Genomic DNA, 24,522 nt, shown 5'->3' on the forward strand with positions numbered 1-24,522 from the left:
TTCTCTCCTTTTAATTTTATAAATTATCCCAAGGTACTACAGCCCAATACTCTTCATACGACTTGCCTATAGTCATAGGACTACGGTCTACCTTGTCTAACATTCTAGCACGAGCATTCGTAATGGTATCATCACTATGTTTTCCACCATGCCAAGCAAATTTAGATGTCCCCAATGTGTATTTAACAAATCCATAAGCACCACTAGCATACTTACTATCCGATGTATAGCCTAAATCTAAGGATACATGCGGTGTCACTTGTAATGTAGTACCCACTTGCCAACCAGAACTATTATTAAGATCAGAAATCGGAGAAGTCCCCCCACTATATGATGAAATGCCGAGCCCCTTCCAGTGATAAGAGCCTATATGCACACGAGCCCACCGAGCATTTTTAAATGAACGAGTATAAGTTACATCATAACCAGATAATACTTTTTGAGACTTATATACCGTGTAATTAGCAGTTCCTCCATTCAAAGGAAATGGGAGATGCGATTCAGGTACACCCACCATATAGGATTGAGATTTTATATTTCCCAAACCTCTATATACATTAACACGAACTTCATTAAGCCCTGATACATATTCTAAGCCTCCACTAACTCGATTAGCATTCTCAGAGAAGGCACGATCTACAAATGCATTAATACCTACATAAGCATGTTCATGTTTGCTGAGCTGGCGATACCCTAAGCCAATATTACCCACAGTACCTAAAGTTTTTGTCTCATCATGTCGCTCTGGTTTAGTCTTTGTTTCCACAGTACCTGTAGCCAAGTCGTATGGATACCAAATGCCACCACTACCATCAAAATAATTAACCTTATGTTCTTGCCCACCTTTACCGACGCCGCCTTGTACAAACAATACGGACTTGGAGTTTTCATCATAATGAGTTAAGGGTTGCAATGTTTCTACAGATACTTGCTTACCCAGTTTCGATTGTGTGCCTAACTTAATATCCGTGCGGTCCATCCAATTGGATTGCACTGCCTCATGTTTTTCTGTATCACTTACTTGTGACGCCACATTGGCCGCTCCCACTACGGCACTCGTGCTACACGCTATGGCCCCCAAGACCATAGATGTTAATACCAACTTATATTTCATTACTAAACTTCTCTCCTTTTAGTTTTATAAATATCATCAATTTTATAAGTGATCATTAGGTCTTACATACCAATCTTCTTCATATGTATGGCCTATTGTCATAGGACTACGGTCTACCTTATCTAGCATTCTATCGCGAGCATTCGTAATGGTATCATCACTATGTTTACCACCATGCCAAGCAAACTTGGATGTTCCCAATGTATATTTAACAAATCCATAAGCACCACTAGTATCTTTGCTATCCGCCGTATAGCCTAAATCTAGCGATACATGTGGCGTTACTTGCAATGTAGTTCCTACATTCCATCCGTGACTGTTGCCAATTTCAAGCGTTTTCAATAATGCGTTGCTATGATTAGGCACACTAAGACCATTCCAATGATATACGGTTGCATGTACACGGGCCCAACGGGCATTTTTAAATGTACGAGCATAACTTACATCATATCCAGATAATACCTTTTGAGACGTATGTGGCATATAGTAAGAAGGGCCACCATCTAAATCAAATGTGAAGTACGATGGCGGTAAATGTATCATATCAGATTGCGATTTCACACTCCCTAAGCCTCTATATACATTAGCACGAACTTCGTTAAGACCGGCCACATATTCTAGCCCCCCACTCACACGATTAGCATTTTCTGAAAAAGCACGATCAACAAAGGCATTAACACCAACATAAGCATGCTCATTCTTACTAAGATGGCGATACCCTAAGCCCACATTAGCTACAGCACCTAATGACTTCGTATTTTCATACTTCTCTGCTCTATACCGTTGATCACCTTTACCCGTTACAGGATTATAAGGATACCAAATCTCATTATATCCGTGATAGTAACTAGCAGAATGTTCTTGACCACCTCTGCCAATGCCGCCTTGTACAAACAATACGGACTTGGAGTTTTCATCATAATGAGTTAACGGTTGTAACGTTTCTACAGATACTTGAGTGCCCATCTTAGATTGTGTGCCAACCTTAATATCTGTACGGTCCATCCAATTGGATTGCACTGCCTCATGTTTTTCCGTATCTTGTTTATTTTGTTGCATATTGGTTGCATCTTGTATAGGTGTAGCCTCTACACCCGCTGCAAATCCAATAGCATTAATAGAACAAGCTATGGCCCCAAGAACCATAGCTTTTACAACTAATATTCTTTTCATGTCTCTCAGTCTCCCTCTATATATAGTTCTAAGATATATATTCATCTTTATTTCATTTTTATTATATGTATATATTTAGATATAGTCAACAAAACTACCTATATTTAAACCAACAATAAATATCGTTTAAATCTCAAATCTGTATATTATTTCATTCTATTGTAAGTAAAAATATACACAAAGAAAAAACCCTCAAAGCCGAGTATAAATACTCAAGCTTTGAGGGTTTATGAGGGTTTTGGGAACTTTATTATTTAAATAAAGGCAATAATGCGTTTACCAAACCAGTAAGAGCAGCCATAACAGCTTTAATGATTGTTACTACCATTGCATATTCCTCCTTCTCATACACTCATTTACTAAACTAACTATAAATATCATAAACGAGTATTTTAACTATAATATGAAACGAGTAGATTTTTACACATAAAGCTTTCATGAGGAAAATCGGCCGATAACAATTATCATCAAGTATTTAAGGAGAATGGTAGTATACAATGAATTCATAAATCTAAAAAATTTTTAAGTGAAATACCAAAATATCCCCTTTAGAAGGCGACTTTTGGCCCTGTTCCAAAGGAACAGACCCGGCCGATGGAGCCTTCTGAAGGGGCTATTTTGACAATGTATTTAAATCGATTGTGGAATTATAACGCTTTTACTACTTCTGCACAACGATGGCAAAGTGTAGGATGTTCGCTATCTTGGCCTACTGTATCGCGGTGGATCCAGCAGCGTTCACATTTTTCAAGTTCAGATGGAGCAACTACTGTTGCAACGCCTGTTTCTTCGTCTTTTACAGCCTCTGCTGGAGCAGCGCCATTTACGATGTGAGCTTCAGATACGATAACAAGTTTAGCTAAGCCTTCTTCACCAAGAGCGTTCAATGCGTCAAATGCAGCACCTTCAGCGTATACTGTAACGGATGCATCCAATGGGTGACCGATTGTTTTGTTTTGACGAGCAAGTTCCAATGCTTTTTGTACGGATGTACGCAAGTCTAACAATTGGCTCCATTTATCGGACAATTCTTGGTTGAAGTGTTCAGGATGACCTTGTGGCCAATCTTGAAGCATAACGGATTCAGGCATGCCATCTTCTTTAGGCATGTATTTCCAAACTTCTTCTGCTGTGAAGGAAAGTACTGGAGATACCATGGCTACCAATGTTTTCAAGATTTCATACATTGCTGTTTGAGCAGAACGACGAGCTACGTTGTTTTTGCTTTCAGCATACATAGTATCTTTCATTACATCAAGGTAGATGGAGCTCAAGTCTACTGTGCAGAAGTTATGAATTGCATGGTACAACATGTGGAATTCATAGTTTTCGTACGCTTCAGTAACCTTTTGACGTACTTCTTCTAAGCGCAACAATGCCCATTTATCGAATTCGGACATATCTGCGTAAGCCACTTTATCAGTGTTTGGATTGAAGTCATCCAAGTTACCAAGCAAGAAGCGGAATGTATTACGGATCTTACGATATACTTCGGATAATTGTTTTACGATGTCTTTGGACAAACGTACGTCTGCTTGGTAATCTGCGGAGGATACCCACAAACGCATAACGTCAGCGCCGTATACGTCGATGATGTCGCTTGGAGCTACTGTATTACCTACAGATTTAGACATTTTGCGACCTTCGCCGTCCACAACGAAGCCGTGAGTCAATACAGAGTTGTATGGTGCTTTACCTGTTGTTGCTACTGCAGTTAACAAAGAAGAGTTGAACCAACCGCGATGTTGGTCGGAACCTTCAAGGTACATAGCACATGGTACATCTAAGCCGTTAACTTCAAGTACGCCAGACCAGGAGGAGCCAGAGTCGAACCATACGTCCATGATGTCTGTTTCTTTTTTGAATTCATCATGACCGCAATGAGGACATTTGAAGCCTTCTGGCAACAATTCTTTTGCACTGTGAGCCCACCAAGCATCAGAGCCTTCTACAGCTACTTTTTCTTGTAATGCTTTGATAGTATCATCGTTGATGATGTGCTCGCCGCAGCTTTCACAATAGTAAATAGGAATTGGCACGCCCCAAATACGTTGACGGGAAATTACCCAGTCACCACGGTCGCGAACCATGTTGAAGATACGATCATGGCCCCATTTAGGAATCCATTGTACTTGATTGTCGATTGCATCAAGCGCTTGTTGACGGTAACCATCTACAGAGGAGAACCATTGTTCTGTAGCACGGTAGATAACAGGGTTTTTACAACGCCAGCAGTGAGCATATTGGTGACGCAAGCTAGATTTGTGAAGCAATGCATTGTTGTGCGCCAAGATTTTAATAACAGGCACTTCTGCATCGTGAATTTCTACGCCAGCCAATGGGAATTCAGTATCACCATAACGGTTGTCGTCTACTTGTTTAGTATAGTGACCAGTTTCGTTAACAAGGGATACGATAGGAAGTTCAGTTTTACCTTCCTTGTTATAACGCATAACGATGTTAAAGTCGTCTTCACCGTGTGCAGGAGCTGTATGTACGCAACCAGTACCTGCTTCAAGTGTTACATGGTCGCCACACAATACTGTGGATGTACGTTCTACGAATGGATGTTTGAATTCAGCCAATTCTAAGTCTGCGCCAGAGAAGCGATTTACGATTTCGTAGTCTTCGATGCCGATATCTTTCATAGCCGCATCAACGAGTTCAGTAGCCATCAAGTAGTATTCGTCGCCAGCTTTTACCCAGCCATATTCAAGGTCAGGGTTAACAGAAATAGCTACGTTGGCAGGCATTGTCCAAGGAGTAGTTGTCCAAATAACAGAGTATGCTTGTTTTGGATCTACGCCAGCTGGCAATGTCACCTTTTTCTCAGATACGTAAGGGAATTTTACGTAGATGGAGAAAGATTTTTTCTCAGCATATTCAATTTCTGCTTCTGCCAATGCAGTTTCGCAGTGCGTACACCAGTATACAGTTTTAAGACCTTTGTAGATATGACCGCGTTTTGCCATTTCGCCGAAGATGCCAAGTTGTTTTACTTCGAACTCAGGACGCAATGTCAAATATGGACGGTCCCATTCGCCTAATACACCAAAACGAATAAAGTCTTGTTTTTGAGTTTCTACGCATTCCAATGCATATTCCTTACATTTGTTGCGCAAGTCCAATGGAGCCATTTCATGACGGTTAAGACCAGTGTTTTTAATAACCGCATGCTCGATTGGCAAACCATGTGTATCCCAACCAGGGATGTAACGTGTATAGTGACCAGTCATAGTCTTGTATTTCATGATGATGTCCTTCAACGTTTTGTTGAGGGCATGACCGATGTGCAATTTACCGTTCGCATATGGAGGGCCATCATGCAAAATGAAAGGTTTTGCGTCTTTACGCAATTCCAAACGTTTTTGATAAATTTTGTTGTCTTCCCAGAATTTTAAAATTTCTGGTTCGCGCTTAGGCAAATTGCCGCGCATTGGGAATTCTGTTTCAGGCAAATGTAACGTCTTACCGTAATCCATGATGTGCTCCTTTTACATAAAAAAATCGCCCGCCCCCGAAGGGACGGACGTAATATCCGTGGTACCACCCTACTGACTCTCGTTACTGGTGAAAGCTAGCGCCCTCGCATATTCTGCGATTATTACACCATGCTAGTGCATAATTGTAACACATAAGGCGAGCCCATCACGTAAACTGTGAAAGCCACTTAAACATATAACGGTGTTCACCGGCAGGGTTGCTGCTTGCTCCAAAGTGATCCGCACATCTCTAGATTTCCAAACCTTTCAGCCCATGAGTTTGGTCTCTACTAAATCCGTCTGAGACATGCCGTCTTTTTCAACGCAATATTCATATAATAGATAATTATAGGGCTCATGAGGGTAGCTTGTCAAATATATTCTACCCAAAATGTTATATCATGTTTAATATATAACATTTCACATTATAATTCTTGTGGCACATACGGCTTCTGCACAGAATCTAATAATGAAAAATTCATTGGACTACGTACCATTTCATTATATTGCTCAACCACGGCCTCTTCCGTTTCACTACGTGGATCAGCAATAAAATCCTCAATCGCTTTGTCGAGATGTTTCTTTTGCTCTAACCGATTCTGAGCCTCGGCGGCAGTAACCTTTGCCCCAATCTCATCGGCGGCTTCTTTCTTTGCTTTCACCCATTGGAAATCACTATCGGATTTATGCTCCATAATATGATCTACAATATCGCCATAAATAATCATCATTTCCAACATATTAGCACCATTAGTTTGGCCATTGTTACGCATCAGCTTAACAAAACGTTCGCCCTCCTGCTTATAATATGTTTTAACAATGGTATCTAATGCATCATATTTTGGTTCAAATGTATCCATTAATGATGAAAGTTTCTCCAACTGCGTGTGAGCAAATTCATAATTATCTGATTCATAGCGTTTTTCTTTATAATACGTATCTAGCTCTTTTACAGCCACCACAATGTCGTGCAATACCGGTAATAAAGCATCTGTAGCTGCTTCCAAGTCACTATATGTGTGCCCCGCTTCTCGTGCAGCAATGAGTTCTTGCTCAAGACGTTCGTAATCCCGCTCTTTAAACTCAGCTAACGGTATATTTTGTCGTGCTTGCTGCACCGTTTCCATATGTTGATGACTATATTTTACACTAGTGAAATTAAACTCATTCGTAGCGGCCAAATAAAATCTAAAAACGCGCCAGATCTCCTTCTCACTATCGCTTTGCGTTGCTTTCACCTGACTGTTAGTCTTTAAATTATCCATATTAAATTCACAGCCACTTACAACGCCTACACTCGCTACGATGCAAATAACTAAACCTAGGCGGCACCACCAATTCTGACCACTCATCTATCGCTCCTAAATGCTCTACATTCCCATAAATTAATATTACAGATATTGTATAAAATTAATACATCCAATTCAAGATGAGGAAATAGCTGTACATACAGAGAAATGAAACTACTTCGGAACGGTATGATAAAACTGCAAAAATAGCGGAATAATTGTAGATGTGTATCAATAAATCATAACAGTGATATTCTCCTTGTTTTTGCAAACATTAGTTCTATAATATAGATATAAGAAAACCCCATACAAAGTATGGGGTCAACTGAGACAACCGAGAGACGAACATTCCGCTCTTTAATGTCTCTAGGACGTTATCTTTAAACAAAGTATATCAACAACATGTACCTATGTCAACGTAAAGGAGAGAGAGCATGAACACAACAGGTATGACAAAAGAAAAACTTCTAATCGTAACATTACCAAATACATTAACATTTAAACACAAGGGGATTATCGACTTTGATAATATTCTTAAATTATTTAGATGGGATTACGAAGGTAACTCAGTAACAATTGATGCAAGACAATGTAAAATGGCGGATTATCAGTCTTTAATTCTACTAATTCAATATATATGGTATCTAAAAAGAAACCATGTATATGTGAATTTGAGATATACAAAAAATACTCAATTTTATAATATGTGGAAAAATATTGATGGCAAGGGGTGTTTTAACGTTCTAGACAATACACAAGACAATTTTCACTACGTTTACAACAAGCCCATCTTCGCCATTAAATACAAAGATCATAATATTACGCAAATGCTAAATACAATTCGTGATTACGCTATGGACTTACCTACAGATTTAATTAGAGGATATGAGGATGCAGTTCGTTATATCATATCCGAACTAACATATAATGCATTAGAACACGGTTTTAATCCTCAGATTCCATCATTATTACAATTTAACTGGTATCGAGATAAAAACCAACTATCATTTATTCTTGCTGACCTTGGTGTAGGTATTAAAACACATTTAGAACAAACCTATGCACCCTTCACAAACAATACAGATGCCATCGCTATGGCACTAGAGCCTGAAATCTCTGGTACATTTGGCGTCAACGTAGGACCTTATAAACAGCAAAACAATGCTGGCATGGGCCTTTACTTGTCTAGTAATCTTGGTAAAACATTAGAAGCAGATATGTATATCGTATCAGGTGATGGTGTCGCACATATTTCTCCACTAGATGTAACCTACACAACACTAGAAAACGCTTGGCCCGGCACATTTATATACATGACCATTGGTTTTGATAGATTAAAAACATATGACCTTCATAAACACCTAGAGGATTTCAGAAAACACGCCACCGAAACTGTAGCTAAACGAAATAATATAGTCCGCGCTCCCGAATTGTACATTGATATGTATAACTATTGCGGAGAACGGTGTGAAGTCAAATTAGAGGCCATTAATCTTAGAGAGCGAAAAATCATACCTGCTATACAAAAAGGAGAAACCGTAATCCTTGATTTCTCTCACGCTATAACAGCTACACACAGCTTCTTAACCGCTTTATTGGCAGATCCAATTAAAATTCTAGGTCTCAAATCATATAAACAAATCAAGATTATAGGAGCTAATGAAACCATTCGGACAATTATAGATTTTGTGTTTGATACATATACTAACTAGAAGCTACTACATAAAAAAAAGGTGTACCAACACGTTCATTTGTGTTGGTACACCTTTTTTAATATCTTGCCATATAAGCAATGATTATGCTAATAAAGCTTTTACAAGTTCTTCTGCTTTACCAAAATCATCTGCATCTGGATTCCAGTTACATTTAATTTCAGGTTCTACCACGGAGAAACCATATTTAGTTAATTCTTCACGAAGTACCTTCGTAGATTCACCAGACCAACCGTAGGTACCAAATACGGCAGCCTTTTTATTTTTAAACTTCAATTCACGCAAGAAGTCTAGCCAACCAGCTACAGAAGAGATAACACTATTCCCTACTGTCGGAGAACCAACGGCAATCGCTTTTGATTTGAATACTTCTGTCATGATGTCGTTTTTATTTGTTTTACTGATATTAAAGATCTTAACCCGTGTATCAGGAGATTGTTTAGCAATCTCATCAGCAATTTTATGGGCTAATTTCTTTGTACCATCCCACATAGTGTCATATACGACTGTAATTTGGTCTTCTTGGTATGCTTGAGACCACTCATAGTATTTCTCTACGATTTGCAATGGGTTTTCACGCCAAATTGCACCATGGCTAGTAGCGATAATATCAATTGGCAAGTTGAGCTTTTGAATTTCTTCAACCTTAGCTTTTACCAATGGAGAGAATGGATTCAAAATATTGGCGTAATATTTCATCGCCTCTGCCCATAGACGACATTGATCAGCCTTATCGGCCCACAATTCTTCTACGGCGAAATGTTGTCCGAACGCATCGTTAGAGAACAAAATATTATCGCCAGTCATATAGGTTGCCATAGAGTCAGGCCAGTGCAGCATGCGCATTTCTACGAATACCAAAGATTTACCATTGCCGATATCTACGGAATCACCTGTCTTCACGGTTTTAAAATTCCATTCTGGATGATGATATTGACCAACCAAGGACTTAACGGCATTTTCTGTACAGTAAATCGGCGTATTAGGGATTTTTTCCATCAACGCTGGCAAGGAACCGCTGTGATCGACTTCGCCGTGATTACATACGATAAAATCAATCTTGTTTAGATCAATTTCAGATTCCAAATTATCAATAAACTCTGAGGAATGAGGTTTCCATACGGTATCGATGAGGACGGTTTTTTCCTCTTCAATCAAGTACGCATTTTGACTAGATCCATTATTAATACTGTAATCAGAACCGTGGAATTCTTGCAATTCCCAATCAATTTTACCAACCCAAGATACGTTATTTTTTATATGCTTTCTCATAATAACCTCCATAATTCTTGTGAAAGTCTTTCACAATTAACAATATGTATGGCCTATGTGGCATCTGTGTATATGTACCTATCTATGTACCTATGCATATATCACAACTCGGTCATTAACTATGGTTTTATTATAACCATATCGCATAGTTAAGTCTGTATCTGTAGGTACAGATTTGATAATTATTCTAAAAAACCACTCATAGATAATCAAATTCTATACATTAGCGTACAATAGATTTACTATGAGTGGTTACGAGCATATGTAGTTTCAATAGCGGATTATTTATTATCTAGCTTAAATAAGCTAGGATAACGTCCGATTATTTATTCTCAGTCTTAGATAATCCTGGGATAGCTTTATAGATATATAACGCAATATATCCATCAACCATGCTATGAACGATAGTACCGCCGCCTACCAGAACGAATACGACATAAATTAGATCGATATTTGGTATCGTAGTTGTCGTATAGAATAATAGACACGCAAGCACTTCACCAATAGCATGAACGATAGCACAAGCAAGGTTGAAAGCAGCAAAGGATAAGGCCCCTGTTAATACACCTGGATGATGTTTTATATAATAAGCACCCATCAAGGCAAAGATGATATGAGAGGCAGCGCGCATAACGATAACGATAGGGAAGCCAGCTACAAAGAAACCTAGCGTAGAGCCGATAACAACACAAGCAGCCATCTTACGAGACAAGAACATGGCTAGGAATATAGGCACGTGACTCGCTAGTGTATACGATGCCGGTGGAATGACAACTTTCAGAGTCATCATAATAGGAATCATGATAGCTAATGCCATCAACAACGCAGTAATAGTTAAATTTCGATACATGGAAGAATTCATAAAGGCCTCCTTATTAGCTCTTCTCTCATCTAACAATACGATTATGGTAATTATGATATAAGACCAATCTAATGAATGACTACGTTAACAGTCTTATAGATTATTGACCTACGTTCCCCCACAAGTTAAGGATGACAACACCAACCACAATAAGACCTATCCCCAAAATAGTGTACATATTATAGCCCTCACTAAAGATAAAGACAGAAATGAGTGCTGTCACCACAAGGCCTACGCCAGACCAAGTAGCATAGGTAACACTGAGCGGAATATATTTCAGTACATGCGTCAATGTATAGAAAGATCCTACATAGCCACATACGCAGGCAATAGTCTGTAACGGCCGCGTAAAACCATCAGATGCTTTCAACATGGTCGTTGCAAATAATTCAAGCCCTATAGATAAGGCAAGTAAAAAATATGGTAACATAACGCCTCCCACAAAAAAGAGAGGGCCTTACTACCCTCTCTTCAATACATAAGTACGCACTCAATCGCACCTATTATAAGCGTTCGATAACAGCTTGCGCCATTTCTGTGGTACCTACACGTTTCAAACCTTCGCGGTAGATATCGCCTGTGCGGTAACCATCAACAAGCACTTGTTCAACAGCTTTTTCAATAGCGTCAGCCACTTGAGGTAACTCAAGAGAGTGACGGCACATCATAGCTGCGGACAAGATTGTCCCCAATGGGTTCGCCAAGTTTTGGCCCATAATATCTGGTGCAGAACCGTGGATTGGCTCGTACAATGCTGTGCCAGTACCCATGGATGCAGATGGTAAAAGCCCGATAGAACCAGAAATAACAGCGCCTTCGTCAGACAAGATATCGCCGAACAAGTTTGTTGTAACGATAACGTCGAATTGTGCAGGATTTACAACAAGTTGCATCGCTGTATTATCTACATAGAAGTAATCTGTTGCGATATCTGGATTAGCTGCCGCTTTCTCGTGAGCGATTTTACGCCACAAACGAGAAGAAGCCAATACATTTGCTTTATCTACAGATACAACCTTTTTATTACGTTTGCGAGCTGTTTCCATAGCGATGTCCATGATGCGCTCTACTTCATAACGGCTGTATGTTTCTTTATCCCATGCAAACTCGTTAGCACCTTCCCCTTGTGCCTCTTCGCGTTCACCGAAGTAAATACCACCAGTCAACTCACGAACGATAACGAAATCTACATCTTGTACGAGTTCCTTTTTAAGAGGAGAATACTCTTGCAAAGATGGATAGATTTTTACAGGACGCAAGTTACAGAATAAACCAAGCTCCTTACGAAGACCGAGGATTGCTTTTTCAGGACGGATAGCAGGATCTACATTATCCCATTTAGGACCGCCTACAGCACCAAGTAATACAGCATCAGCAGCTTTACAAGCCTCGATTGTATCCTCAGTCAAAGGCACACCGTATGCATCAATAGACGCACCGCCCGCTTTTTTATCAATCCAATTAACCTTTACATTAGCTTTCTCAAAAGCCACATCACACACAGCCTTCGCTGCAGCAATAATCTCAGTACCGATACCATCACCAGGGATCAATACGATATTTTTTTCGCTCATTCTTATTTCCTCATATACTACATTCATCCGAGGCAAGGTAAAGCCCTAAAGCTCCAGCTAGCTTAACGGCCTTCGCCCAAGGGGCTCGACCTACTAAAGTCGCTTGAGGACTTCACCTTGCCTCTACATCATCAATACATTGCGGAACCCCGCAAGACCGAAAAACACACCCACCCTCAGAACAGGGGTCACAACTTTGCGAAATACCGCAAAGTTGTAGAGTGTAGGGATGGAATGCTTTGTTTTAACCGACTTTGCTAGGTCGAACCCCTCGGGTGAAGACCGCTAAGGCAACTGGAGGGAAAAACAAACATTCCATCCCGGATATGTACTACTTGCGATGTTTCGCAAAGTTCACAAGACCTCCTGCTGCCGCAATGTCTTGAATGAATTGTGGCAATTCAGTGCCTTGGTATTGTTCGTTTTTAGTCAAGTTGTATACGATACCTTTAGACAAGTCTACGCCGATTGCATCGCCAGCGTCGATACGATCGACTTGTTCGCCGATTTCAATTACTGGTAAACCGATGTTGATAGCATTACGGAAGAAGATACGAGCAAAGGAGTGTGCAATGATAACAGGCACGCCTTTTGCTTTGATAACGCCTGGTGCGTGTTCACGGGAGGAACCACAGCCAAAATTTTTACCAGCTACCATGATTTCGCCAGCTTTCACATTGGGAGCGAAAGTAGTATCAATATCTTCCATCGCATGTTCAGCTAATTCGTTCCAATCGGCAATTGCCAAGTATCGAGCTGGAATGATTACGTCTGTATCTACATCGTCGCCGTAGCGCCAGATTTTTTTGCTTTCAAAATCCATATTAAACCTCCTCAGGGCCTGCAATGCGGCCTAATACAGCACTTGCTGCCGCCACGTAAGGGCTTGCCAAATATACTTCAGAATCAACGTGACCCATACGACCACGGAAGTTACGATTTGTAGTGGAAACGGTTCTTTCACCAGCTGCCATGATACCCATGTAACCACCTAGGCAAGGACCACATGTTGGCGTGGACACGGCGCAGTCAGCTTGAATGAAGATGTCCAATAAACCATCTTTCATAGCTTGATCGTATACATCTTGGGAACCAGGAATTACGATACAACGAACGAATGGAGCTACTTTGCGACCTTTGAAGATTTCTGCAGCTGCCACCAAGTCTTCGTAACGGCCATTTGTACAGGAACCGATGATAACTTGATCGATTTTAATATCTTTGTCGATCTCGTTGATGTAATGTGTGTTGGATGGCAAATGAGGGAATGCTACAACTGGTTGCAATTTAGACAAATCGATAGTCACAGTTTGAGCATATACTGCATCAGGGTCTGGATTAATTGGTTCTACAGGACGATTTACGCGACCTTTAATGTATGCTTCAGTAATTTCATCATATGGGAATACGCCACATTTACCGCCAGCTTCGATGGCCATGTTACAGATTGTAAGACGATCAGCCATAGTCATATGTTGTACGCCTTCGCCAGCAAATTCAAGAGCCATGTAACGAGCACCATCTACGCCGATTTTACCGATTAAATCAAGGATTACGTCTTTACCAGTTACCCATTTGTTAGGTTTGCCGATAAGCTCAACCTTAATTGTTTCAGGCACTTTGAACCAAGTTTTACCTTCTGCCATAGCAACGCCCGCATCAGTGGAGCCTACGCCTGTGGAGAATGCATTTACCGCACCATATGTACAAGTGTGGGAGTCCGCACCAATCATCATTTCCCCAGGACCGATAAGGCCTTTTTCTGGCAAAATAACGTGCTCAATACCCATTCTACCCACTTCAAAGTAGTTTGTAATGCCATGTTCGCGTACGAAGTCGCGCATGACTTTCGCTTGTGTAGCGGATTGAATATCTTTATTTGGTGTGAAATGATCCGGCACCAAGTAGATTTTATGACGGTCAAATACAGGTTTGCCGATTTTCAAGAACTCCTTACGCGCTGGTGGGAATGTGATGTCGTTCATCAAAACAGCGTCCAAATGACATTCGATGATTTGGCCTGGCTTTACAACATCAAGACCCGCGTGGCGAGCCATATTCTTTTCAGTAATGGTCATACCCATATTATTCTTCCTCCTGTTGTTCTAGCTCCATAGCTAGGAATACTGAGTTAACTGCATTAATATATGCGTTCACACTTGATTTAACGATATCGGTGCTAATACCACGACCATGGTACAAGCGACCGTTGTATTCAACCTTAAGGGTTGCCTCCCCAAGGGCATCCTTACCAGCTGTGATGGCACGGATTTGGTAGTCTTTTAAGCTAATTGGCAAGCCAACCACACGTTCAACGGCTTTAAGGGATGCGTCTACTGGACCATCACCAACGGCAGCATCGGCTTTTTCACCTTCTGGTGTCATGAGGCGAACGTCAGCATAGGCGTAGCCTTTTTCACCCAATTTGTAGTATTGAGCCACGAGCTCGAATGCTTTTTTGTGATGTAAGTTATCTACTACAAGAGCGATAATGTCATCATCGTATACTTGTTTTTTACGGTCTGCCAATTCTTTGAATTTAGCGAAGAGGTCGTTGATTTTCTCTTCTGTGAAAGATTGGAAACCAAGTTTTGCCAAATGATCAGCAAAGGCATGACGACCAGAGTGTTTGCCCAATACGAGGTCTGTTTTTTCAGCCCCTACGGACTCAGGAGTCATGATTTCATATGTTTCAGGATTGCTCATCATACCATGTTGATGGATACCAGACTCATGAGCAAAAGCGTTAGAACCTACGATTGGTTTGTTTGGTGGAACTACGACACCTGTCAAACGACTTACTAGTTTAGAAACTTTCGTAAATTGTTTTGTATCGATGTTCACTTGAAGGTCGCCGAAGTAATCATGGCGTGTTTTAAGAGCCATTACCACTTCTTCAATCGCTACGTTACCAGCCCGTTCGCCTAGGCCATTAATTGTGCCTTCTACTTGGCGTGCACCTGCTTTAATAGCAGCTAACGTATTTGCATTAGCAAGACCTAAGTCATCATGACAGTGAACGGAGATAATTGCATTTTCAATGCCTGGTGTATGTTCTTTAATATAGCGGATTTTATCACCGAACTCATTAGAGTTCATGTAACCTACTGTATCTGGTACATTAATAATTGTTGCACCACCAGCAATGGCAACACCAAATACTTGGCATGCGAAATCTAAATCAGAGCGTGCCGCATCTTCACCGGAGAACTCGATTTCATCAACCTTACCTTTTGCATATGCCAATACGGATTTAACCTTATCCAATACCTCTTGGCGAGTCATTTTTAATTTATATTCCATATGAAGTTCGGAAATAGCAATGAATACATGTAAACGGCTACGTTCCGCATCTTTCAACGCATCAATCGCTTTTTGTACATCCTTTTCATTAGCACGAGCCAACGCACAAATTGTTGCACCTTTGACTTCGCGTGCAATCGTTTGTACCGCGTCAAAATCTCCTGGGGATGCTGCTGGGAAACCAGCCTCGATTACATCAATGCCAAGGCGTACTAGGCCTTTCGCAATTTCAATTTTTTCAGGAGTTTGTAAGGATACACCTGGTGTTTGTTCCCCATCACGAAGGGTTGTATCGAAGAAATATACGCGATTTTGATCCATAATCTTCACCTTTTCTGTACTAATAAAACACAACACTTTATTATATCTATTCATTGTGAAAGTTTAGTCAAACAAAACGTAGAATTAAAGTGCGTGCTCGCAAGCGACTTTAGTAGGTCGAGGCCCTAGGCCGAAGACCGTTACTCTTGCTAATAAGAACTGTTAAATGTCGGTCGCAGCCGACTTTGGCCCTGCGAAGGCCGTAGGCCGAAGTCAGACCCGGCCGGTGGAGGCTCCGACCAGTATTTGAGAGTATAAAAAAAGCCCCTCAGAGCAACTGTCGTTACTCAAAGGGGCGTTATATACATAACACGGTACCACCCTAATTGGGACTCGTTTCGGTTATAACGGCACCACCGTCAACGACTACTGCTGTATTCGCCATCAAAGCTCACGGGAGAGTGTCAGCATACAACCTCTATTGCCTCACACCAACCGGCAACTCTCTGAAAGCAGGATTTGTAAACCTTTATACCCATTCATAGCTTGTATTTAAGATATAAAGATATTGTACTTTATTCTATAGAGTTATGTCAATTAGGATATGATGAAGTTTTACTGAGTCAATATAGGACAATCAATCTTAAAAGCTTATCCATTCTAAATCCTCAAAATCATTTAGAATTCGTTTATTCATTTTTACCACTTGATTAGATAGCTCTATTCGACCATTAACAAATGAAATATCTGTATACCATTCTTGTAAGTTGGCATATACTTTATCCTCTAAATCGATAATCACAGTTTCTATAGGATTCCAGGTTTTACATTTTACGGACTCCACCATAACCATGCTACTACCTATGAACGTAACATCTCTACCATACATCCAAAACGGCAATGCTTTCCCCTTTATAGAAATAGAATAAATAGCATCTCCATGAGGCGGTTCCATTTCATATTGCGCTTTTATATTGTACTTTTCCATTATCTCATTGCTAGCATTTTCTATATATGGCAATGTTGAAATCTTGTAATTTTTTAGGTTCATAAAAACTCCATTATTTTTAATATGAAGCACACCAAAGAGGACTGTATATCGCTATTTGTGTAAAAAGTATTTTGCTATACTATAGGTGTTGCTAACCCTAATCTGGCAACAGAAAGGGGGTGTAGTTATTGCACAACAACTATCAATTTTGGCTAGCCGTCATGGTAAATGTACTCGCCTACTACATTTGCAAGTGGTTAGACGCTTTCCTAGCCCTTTTCTTTAGCAACTAGCCCAACGCTCTAACATTAGCGTAATAATGTAAAAAATCCCTCGGAGTTGCAGCTCCGGGGGATTTTGTAGTTAATTGCACAACTATCAATTGCCTATCTATAATATACTACACTCAAAGTGTTTTTTCAATAATCTACGCTCTTAATCATTTCTTTGGCCCGTTCAATAGGAATAGGCTCATTAAATAAGAGCACATGGTTCTGCCCCTCATACTCCCAAGATGCTAAGTAAACGGCGTCATCCACCATTCGATAGGTTACCGTCATACCATTCACAATATCCGTCTTCTGAGGCACATAATCCTTATAATCGCCTGCAATATTACCTGATAGAGTCGATACGCGATACTTAATATACTTTGGCATATCATCTACACGGTCAAAATATGTTCCTTTTAAAAGCTCATGATAGGCATACACAACTTGTAATACATCGTGATCCACAATGGATACATGTACGGAACGTAATCCCTCTAAACCACTTGGCAACTGCGGCTTAAAGTTCAGATGTTGCTTAGCCTCATATAGGGTATCAAACACCTCTAGAGATTGACCTTTACGAGTGCTTCTATAATCCTCATCAGTCATAGTGCAACTTCCAAGTCTATCTGGACAAGGAAACTCATTTCGATCCCCATAAGGCTGATCATAAATCGAATTACCATTAAGACGGAACCGCATCAACTCATCTGCGGACACAACATTGATGGAACCTATAAAAGCTAGCGTAGCTAACGCACATACAACCTTTTTCATGATATATTCTCCTGTAAACAAACTACATATAGTAAGTTAATTATATCACCTAAAAAGCTAATATTCTTATATTCATAAGTATTTTTCGTCCAGGAAAAGATATGTATTATGCTTGCAATTCGCAGTTATAAGATCGCAATTATATAGCATTTGCATTACAATAGAAGTAACAGGAGGTGATACTATGGCTAAAACAGCCTCTATCAGTTTGCGTATCGAGCCAGCTGTAAAAGCACAATTAGAAGCACTATATGCTAGCTTTGGCATATCCGTAACTGATGCGATTAATATTTTTCTCCACACATCACTAATGGAAGGCGGATTTCCATTTCAACCTAAACAACCTCGTTATAATCCAGAAACAGAAGCTGCTATTCAAGAAACGAAAGATATATTGGCAGAAAAAGTAAAAGCAAAATCATATGCTAATGTAAAAGAAATGATTGAGGATTTAGGATTGGAGTAATCAGTTATGTTGAGATTAGTGCTTAGCAGTAAGTTCAAAAAGGACCTAAAGCGCTCAAAAAAACGCGGTAAAGATCTCAATAAACTCTATTCAATCATCAATAAATTACAGAATCAAACGCTATTAGATCCTAGTTATAAAGATTATCCATTAACAGGAAACTACGAAGGCTTTAGAGAATTACATATCGAGCCAAATTGGCTTCTAATTTATGCAATTAAAGATGACATATTAGTATTATCTTTAACTCGCACGGGTAGCCACTCAGATTTATTCTAACTAAGCTTAAGAGGAATGTGAAAGCATTCCTCTTTTCTATTTCCCTAAAAATTTATACCAGTTATCATCATAAATCTATCCTATTTGATAGTATCTATCGCAAATCATTCTACTATTCAAAATTATTGTAGGTGTTATAATGAACTTAACAAAAGGAACAGGTGCTCATATGATACTAAATGCACTATTCCAAACTATAGTTAGTAATTATATGGAGGAAATAATCATGACACATACACAATTAACACAACTCGTACAAGCATTATTAGATGCACCACAAAGCAATCCTAAAGTAAAGGAATTCGCTCAATCTTGGATTAATGCAGAAGGTACACCTAAACAAGAAGAACTTACAAAACAACTCGTATCCGTAGCAGAACAAAACATTGCACTTATCGACGAAACAATCGGCTTTGCAGGATCTGAACTTGCTACACAAATCCTTGGCGAAGAAGGCGCCGCTAACCTATTACAACACGCTAAAGACATCAAAGCAGAAGGTGCAGAATTCTGTGACTGCCCTGCCTGCGTAGCCGCAAAAAATATTATCGATTTGAAAGCAGAAATTGTATAAAATTGCCTAAAACAAAACCGGTTCCTATCTAGGAAGCCGGTTTTATTTTTATCGATCATTACCGTAATCTTCAACAAACTTTTTCTCACCATTATGAGTTTCATAGTACTTTAATGCTGCTAAGTCACGTCGCCTACGTCTATTTGCATAATATACTTTACCATTACTACGCTTATTTTCTATAAACCAACAATAATCTTCAAAATCATTGCTTAGCTTGCGCCCACATTCGTCACTCATCTTAAACAATATCTTTAATCTATCCGCAGCATATATGCCTTTTTCAACACTATATCCCGCACGTGTATATTTACTGTCAGCTCCCCAACTAGGTTTATCATCAAATTTCAGCCCTTGTAAAATTTTATTGTTCTTCTCAACAATAACTGCTATCTCATTTAAAGTCATAAATTGACTATCTTGATTACATTTTCTAAAGACTATTTTTTGCTCGTTATCTCGTATATAGTCATAAGGTAATTCTCTAACAATATTATCTAATTCTTTTTCAATTAGCAAAACAGCCTCTTTATACAGAGTATTCTTTTCTACATAAGTATTTAACTTTGCCATACAAATTTGTTGTATAAAGGTCTTCTTATCTCCAACAACAATATATTCATTCTCTTTATGACAATAAATTTTTGTATCTAACACTATATCTATAGGTAAATCTTTTGAAACTACTACTTTACAAGGTTCAAACTCATCAATATGTCGTTCTAATAGTTTCTGACATGAAATAATTCTTTGTACTGCTATATACATAATGTCTCCCATCACTTATAAGACAATACTAACTATCACTTTTAAATAGATTATTTTACCTCTAATGATTGCAATCTTTGAACAATTTTATCTGCATACCTATAGATATCACTAATATTTTCAATTGTATATTTAATTTGTTCACCATTTTCTACAATGCCAATATATTTCTTGTTCTTTTTGATATAGATACGACATAACCATTTAGTAATATGATTGTCTAAAATAATTGCAAAGTAGCTTTCTTTGTCACTATAAGTAATCCGGTCTACATTTATATACTTACTTAGAATTGCTCTAACAATATAATATGATTCAAGTTCTTCTTCTGTTGTAACAATTTTACTTTCTACTTCTTCATTAGTATTTATTTCTTCGTTGTCTAATTGAGGGGTACTTGATTCAGTTGGTTCAGTATTTGCAAAGGCAGTCTCAATCTTTTTACTAAGCATTTCTTTTATAATATAATCAAAGGCATTTTTTACAATAGGAGTATATTTTTCAATAACAGCCTGTGTTTTTACTCGATTATAAACACCTTTACCCAATATAAATTTAACTAATTCATCACTAGGATTTTCTATTTCATCTTTAATAATTTGTCGAATCTGAGCCTCATTTTTTAAGCCTTCTGCCGAATCATAAATAGCATCTCGATCAAATTTTTCTTTTGTAAAATGCTGTAACTTTGCAATTTGCTCATCACGTAGTTCTAATAGATTAATTTCTAAAAATGGCGCTTCATCCATCTTATTAACTTCATCAATATCTGTATAGAATCTATATACAATACCGTTTGTAAGAATAGCAAACTTAGCTGTTGTTGTACCGAAATAACGATATAGTTGAGAGTCATGTTTTTCCAGTTTTTCATTAATTGATTTGCACTCAACTAAGATAACAGGTTCATTGTCTAGCTTGATTGCATAATCAACTTTTTCTCCCTTTTTAAGTCCCACATCTGCTACAAACTCTGGCATAAATTCATTTGGATTAAATACATCATAACCAAGAATTCTAAAGAACGGCATAATAAGGGATGTCTTTGTTGCCTCTTCTGTCAAAATGTCATTCTTTAAAGTCTTAATCCTTTGTACATGTGATTTAATAAGGCCTTCAAATTCCATAACAATACCTCCTATACATTAATACATACTTCACCTTATTTATATATTTCTACATAGAAACAAGATTTCCTGCATATATTAGCATTATTAATTTATAAAAGTAATAAACAGGAAGTAATAGTAAAAAGGCTGTAACAGAATACATTTGTGCATTCTGCTACAGCCTCTTTGTTTACTCACTCGCTTCCACAAGTGCTTTTGTATAAGGATGTACCGCTTCTTTGAGTCGTTTTGATTCGATAATTTCAACGATATGTCCGTCTTTCATAACGATGATTCGGTCTGTTACGGCTTGTAAAAGTCCAATATCATGGCTGACGAATACGTAGCCGAAGGGTTGTTCCCTGTGGAGTTTTTGTAATAAATCTAGTACCAGCTTTTGATTCACCGCATCAAGGGCTGATGTAGGTTCATCAAAGAGTACTAGTTTTGGATGCATCAGCATAATCCGTGCTAATACAACACGTTGTAACTGCCCACCACTCACTTCGTGTGGATACTTTTGAACAATCGCTTTCGGTAAATCTACATGTTGAATCCACTTACGAATATCGTCCTTTGCGGCAGCCATATCCATAAAACCATAGTTGATATATGGCTCTAGCAGAAATGCTTCTAAGTTCATCCGCGGCGGAATGATGGACAAGGGATTTTGAAACATCATCTGCATGGAGCGATAGATATCTCTATAGTTTTGAATGGATGTAACATCCTCTCCGAATAGTCGTAAAGTACCAGATGTCGGTTTTTCTAGCATCGCAATTAATTTGAGAAGTGTACTTTTACCAGAACCACTACCGCCAGCAATGCCAACGCGTTCATTCGGTGCCACTGAGAAGGATACGTCATGTACGGCATGAATCGTATGATGGTGGTTTGTATATTGTTTACCTATATGCTCGACTTGAATCATGTTACACCACTTTCATTACGGAGTCTAACAATACCCGCGTATAGTCATCCTTTGGATAATGTATAACCTCTTCTGTTGGCCCTACTTCAACGAGATGTCCCTTATTCATAACGCCAATGCTATGAGCAATACGTGCAGCAGCCTTGATATTATGGGTTACGATAATTACCGTTGCTCCAAGGGCTTGCGTCACTTCACGTAACAGATCTAACACAGAGGCTTGCACGAGTATATCTAAGGCGCTAGTGGGTTCATCGGCAAAGACAATAGTAGGTTTTAAGATGAGGCTCAATGCTATGGCTAACCGTTGTTGCATACCACCGCTCAACTGGAATGGATACGACTGTAATATACGTTCTCCGTCAGTTAAGTGAACAAGATTAAGCATATCTATAACGCGGCTTACATCATAGCTTTCACCATGGGCACGGAACAAATCCTTAAAATGATTTTCTACGGTCCGATTTGGATTTAAATAGGCACTAGGATTTTGAAAGATCATGGAAATCTCTGTACCACGTAATTTGCGCCAATCGCTATCACTCAAGGTAGAGATGTCGATGCCATTTAACAAAATTTGACCTGTTATAGTAGCTTGTTTCAACATGCCAAAGGCGGCGCTGACTAGCGTAGATTTACCAGATCCGCTTTCACCAACGATGGCAAAGACCTCGCCATTAGGCACGGAGAAGGATATATTGCGCACCGCCTCTTCCGTACCATATGCAATTGTTACATCATCAAATACAATGCAATCCGATTTATTCAATAGTAGAATCCTTTGTTAATAAGTAGTAATCGATTGGATGTACTGGTACATTTTTAACCTTATTAGTGGATACAACTGTTGCACTTGGATACAACAAGTAAATATCTGCTACATCATCAACTAAGATTTGTTGTGCTTGTCTTGCAATATTAGAGCGTTCGTTTTGATCAAATGTTACGGACAATTGGTCGATTAACGCATCTACTTGAGGGTTAGAGTAAGCGCCAACATTAGCTTTTGCGCCGGATTTGTAGAATAAGCTGAGGAACCAATAAGGATCATTTGTAGACATGGTAATAACATTACGTTCTACCAAGTCAAAACCATCTGTACCTAGTGTATCCACTTCATCAGGGCTTTGTAATTTCTTAAGCGTTACATTGATACCCGCTTGTTTCAATTCTTGTTGAATTTCTTCGTACATGCTAGTATCTTTACCCCATACAGCTAGTGTTAAAGATAATTCTTTACCATCTTTTGCATACACGCCGTTTGCATTTTTAGCATAACCAGCTTGAGTTAAAATTTGGTCAGCCTTGGCAACATCAGTTGTCGCCTTATTAGCAATTGTGTCATAGCCTAAGTTAGCAGATGGTGGGAATGGTGCCGCACCTGGTGTAGAACCGTTACCGATGATTTTTGCCATAGAATCATAATTAATAATATGAGCAACTGCATTACGTACAGCTTTGTCATGTAATGGAGATGCTACAGTTTGGTTCATTTTTAACATGAACACACGCACGCCAGCGATATCTTGGATATTGAAACCATCTTTAAACAAGCTACGGTTAGCAGAATCTACTTTTTGGATAACATCTACATCTTTAGATTGTAATGCCATCGCGCGCTTATTGTTGTCTTCGATATCTTTTACTGTTACAGAATCAAGACCTGGTTTACCACCCCAGTAATCTGCAAAGGCTTCTAGCTCAATGGTTTCACCCTTTGTGAAAGATTTAATTTTGTAAGGGCCCGTAAGAACTGGTTTCGTTGCCACGTCCTTAAGATCCGCTGTATCCATGATGACAAACGCAGGTTCTGTTAAGCTAGACAACAAGGAGCCATTTGGTTCTGTTGTTTTGATAATCAAGTTTTGACCATCTACGGTAATGGACTCGATTTTAACAGCTTTTGCGGAACGAGCACTTTGTTTCATAGTGTACTCGATGGACTCTTTTACCTTTTGTGGCGTCATAGGTGTGCCATTTTGGAATTTAACATTTTCACGGATATGGAATTTCCATGTAGTAGGGTCCACATTTTCCCAAGAATCTGCTAATTGAGGGGTAAATTTCATGTCTGGTGTTACAGTTGCCAATGTTTCACCGGCACCGATGCGCGTCAATGTCCATGCATCCCACTCGTGTGTTGGGTCTAATGTTTCACCAAACCAATACAGACCAACATTCATGTGTTTTCCTTGCTTAGCCGTATCACTACCACACCCCGTCAAGAGGGCCACCATAGACAACATGGCTAAACATACTAATAACCAACGTTTCATACTTTCTCCTTTAAAAATACATCGCCCACTAGGGCTT

At 39.2% G+C, this 24,522-nt stretch carries 22 protein-coding genes and 1 other annotated feature; of the genes, 4 read left to right on the forward strand and 18 right to left on the reverse strand.

The features are described from left to right. Window positions 1-16: 16 nt before the first annotated feature. The 4 genes from HMPREF1477_RS05735 to HMPREF1477_RS05750 all read right to left on the reverse strand — a co-directional run bounded on the left by HMPREF1477_RS05735 (window position 17) and on the right by HMPREF1477_RS05750 (window position 7,121). Entirely contained in the window at window positions 17-1,114 is a 1,098-nt protein-coding gene (locus tag HMPREF1477_RS05735; RefSeq protein WP_016476154.1) for an inverse autotransporter beta-barrel domain-containing protein, read from the reverse strand. Window positions 1,115-1,156: 42 nt separating this feature from the next. Continuing rightward, a complete protein-coding gene (locus HMPREF1477_RS05740; RefSeq protein ID WP_016476155.1) occupies window positions 1,157-2,287 on the reverse strand; it encodes an inverse autotransporter beta-barrel domain-containing protein in 1,131 nt (376 codons plus the stop codon). A 647-nt stretch (window positions 2,288-2,934) separates the two neighbouring features. After that, a complete protein-coding gene (gene ileS / locus HMPREF1477_RS05745; RefSeq protein WP_016476156.1) occupies window positions 2,935-5,769 on the reverse strand; it encodes an isoleucine--tRNA ligase in 2,835 nt (944 codons plus the stop codon). Between the two features lie 425 nt (window positions 5,770-6,194). Then, a complete protein-coding gene (locus HMPREF1477_RS05750; RefSeq protein ID WP_016476157.1) occupies window positions 6,195-7,121 on the reverse strand; it encodes a DUF3829 domain-containing protein in 927 nt (308 codons plus the stop codon). A gap of 371 nt (window positions 7,122-7,492) precedes the next feature. Between HMPREF1477_RS05750 and HMPREF1477_RS05755 the strand changes: the two genes are divergently transcribed. Beyond that, window positions 7,493-8,770 carry an STAS-like domain-containing protein gene (locus HMPREF1477_RS05755; protein ID WP_016476158.1) on the forward strand — a complete coding sequence of 426 codons (1,278 nt, stop codon included), beginning with the start codon at window positions 7,493-7,495 and terminating at the stop codon, window positions 8,768-8,770. Between the two features lie 84 nt (window positions 8,771-8,854). Here the strand turns inward: HMPREF1477_RS05755 and HMPREF1477_RS05760 are convergent, their stop codons facing one another. The 9 genes from HMPREF1477_RS05760 to HMPREF1477_RS05800 form a co-directional block, all read right to left on the reverse strand. After that, the gene (locus tag HMPREF1477_RS05760) at window positions 8,855-10,042 is read right to left on the reverse strand and encodes an MBL fold metallo-hydrolase (protein ID WP_016476159.1); all 1,188 of its coding nucleotides are present in this window, start codon (window positions 10,040-10,042) and stop codon (window positions 8,855-8,857) included. Window positions 10,043-10,364: 322 nt separating this feature from the next. Continuing rightward, entirely contained in the window at window positions 10,365-10,904 is a 540-nt protein-coding gene (locus HMPREF1477_RS05765; protein WP_016476160.1) for a hypothetical protein, read from the reverse strand. A 100-nt stretch (window positions 10,905-11,004) separates the two neighbouring features. Continuing rightward, window positions 11,005-11,334: a multidrug efflux SMR transporter gene (locus HMPREF1477_RS05770; protein ID WP_016476161.1), complete on the reverse strand. Its 330-nt coding sequence runs from the start codon at window positions 11,332-11,334 to the stop codon at window positions 11,005-11,007. A 73-nt stretch (window positions 11,335-11,407) separates the two neighbouring features. Continuing rightward, on the reverse strand, window positions 11,408-12,478 hold the full coding sequence (gene leuB, locus HMPREF1477_RS05775; protein ID WP_016476162.1) for a 3-isopropylmalate dehydrogenase: 1,071 nt from the start codon (window positions 12,476-12,478) through the stop codon (window positions 11,408-11,410). 331 nt (window positions 12,479-12,809) lie between these two features. After that, the gene (locus tag HMPREF1477_RS05780) at window positions 12,810-13,301 is read right to left on the reverse strand and encodes a 3-isopropylmalate dehydratase small subunit (protein WP_016476163.1); all 492 of its coding nucleotides are present in this window, start codon (window positions 13,299-13,301) and stop codon (window positions 12,810-12,812) included. Between the two features lies 1 nt (window position 13,302). Next, complete coding sequence (gene leuC / locus HMPREF1477_RS05785; protein WP_016476164.1) at window positions 13,303-14,562, reverse strand: 3-isopropylmalate dehydratase large subunit; 1,260 nt, start codon at window positions 14,560-14,562, stop codon at window positions 13,303-13,305. Between the two features lies 1 nt (window position 14,563). Then, window positions 14,564-16,102, reverse strand: coding sequence for a 2-isopropylmalate synthase (locus HMPREF1477_RS05790; protein ID WP_016476165.1), 1,539 nt, complete (start codon window positions 16,100-16,102; stop codon window positions 14,564-14,566). A 288-nt stretch (window positions 16,103-16,390) separates the two neighbouring features. Beyond that, window positions 16,391-16,594, reverse strand: a binding site (T-box leader). 91 nt (window positions 16,595-16,685) lie between these two features. After that, window positions 16,686-17,093, reverse strand: a complete 408-nt coding sequence (locus tag HMPREF1477_RS05795) for a hypothetical protein (protein ID WP_016476166.1) — start codon at window positions 17,091-17,093, stop codon at window positions 16,686-16,688. Between the two features lie 359 nt (window positions 17,094-17,452). Continuing rightward, complete coding sequence (locus HMPREF1477_RS05800) at window positions 17,453-18,082, reverse strand: hypothetical protein (protein WP_016476167.1); 630 nt, start codon at window positions 18,080-18,082, stop codon at window positions 17,453-17,455. A 184-nt stretch (window positions 18,083-18,266) separates the two neighbouring features. Here HMPREF1477_RS05800 and HMPREF1477_RS05805 point away from each other — a divergent pair, with 184 nt between their 5' ends. From HMPREF1477_RS05805 to HMPREF1477_RS05815, 3 genes are all read left to right on the forward strand, one after another. Beyond that, entirely contained in the window at window positions 18,267-18,548 is a 282-nt protein-coding gene (locus tag HMPREF1477_RS05805; protein WP_016476168.1) for a type II toxin-antitoxin system RelB/DinJ family antitoxin, read from the forward strand. 6 nt (window positions 18,549-18,554) lie between these two features. Continuing rightward, entirely contained in the window at window positions 18,555-18,827 is a 273-nt protein-coding gene (locus tag HMPREF1477_RS05810) for a type II toxin-antitoxin system YafQ family toxin (protein WP_016476169.1), read from the forward strand. Window positions 18,828-19,053: 226 nt separating this feature from the next. Beyond that, complete coding sequence (locus tag HMPREF1477_RS05815) at window positions 19,054-19,401, forward strand: hypothetical protein (protein WP_038148090.1); 348 nt, start codon at window positions 19,054-19,056, stop codon at window positions 19,399-19,401. A gap of 48 nt (window positions 19,402-19,449) precedes the next feature. Here HMPREF1477_RS05815 and HMPREF1477_RS05820 read toward each other — a convergent pair whose 3' ends face one another. The 5 genes from HMPREF1477_RS05820 to HMPREF1477_RS05840 all read right to left on the reverse strand — a co-directional run bounded on the left by HMPREF1477_RS05820 (window position 19,450) and on the right by HMPREF1477_RS05840 (window position 24,485). Beyond that, complete coding sequence (locus HMPREF1477_RS05820) at window positions 19,450-20,169, reverse strand: hypothetical protein (protein WP_016476171.1); 720 nt, start codon at window positions 20,167-20,169, stop codon at window positions 19,450-19,452. A gap of 50 nt (window positions 20,170-20,219) precedes the next feature. Then, window positions 20,220-21,296, reverse strand: coding sequence for a type I restriction endonuclease (locus HMPREF1477_RS05825; protein WP_016476172.1), 1,077 nt, complete (start codon window positions 21,294-21,296; stop codon window positions 20,220-20,222). A gap of 172 nt (window positions 21,297-21,468) precedes the next feature. Then, entirely contained in the window at window positions 21,469-22,209 is a 741-nt protein-coding gene (locus tag HMPREF1477_RS05830) for an ABC transporter ATP-binding protein (protein WP_016476173.1), read from the reverse strand. 1 nt (window position 22,210) lies between these two features. Continuing rightward, window positions 22,211-22,978, reverse strand: coding sequence for an ABC transporter ATP-binding protein (locus tag HMPREF1477_RS05835; protein WP_016476174.1), 768 nt, complete (start codon window positions 22,976-22,978; stop codon window positions 22,211-22,213). Next, a complete protein-coding gene (locus HMPREF1477_RS05840; protein WP_016476175.1) occupies window positions 22,971-24,485 on the reverse strand; it encodes an ABC transporter substrate-binding protein in 1,515 nt (504 codons plus the stop codon). Before HMPREF1477_RS05840 ends, HMPREF1477_RS05835 begins: the two co-directional genes overlap by 8 nt. Window positions 24,486-24,522 lie beyond the last annotated feature (37 nt).

Origin of the sequence: Veillonella sp. HPA0037 (assembly GCF_000411535.1) — a bacterium.
Lineage (GTDB): Bacteria > Bacillota > Negativicutes > Veillonellales > Veillonellaceae > Veillonella > Veillonella atypica.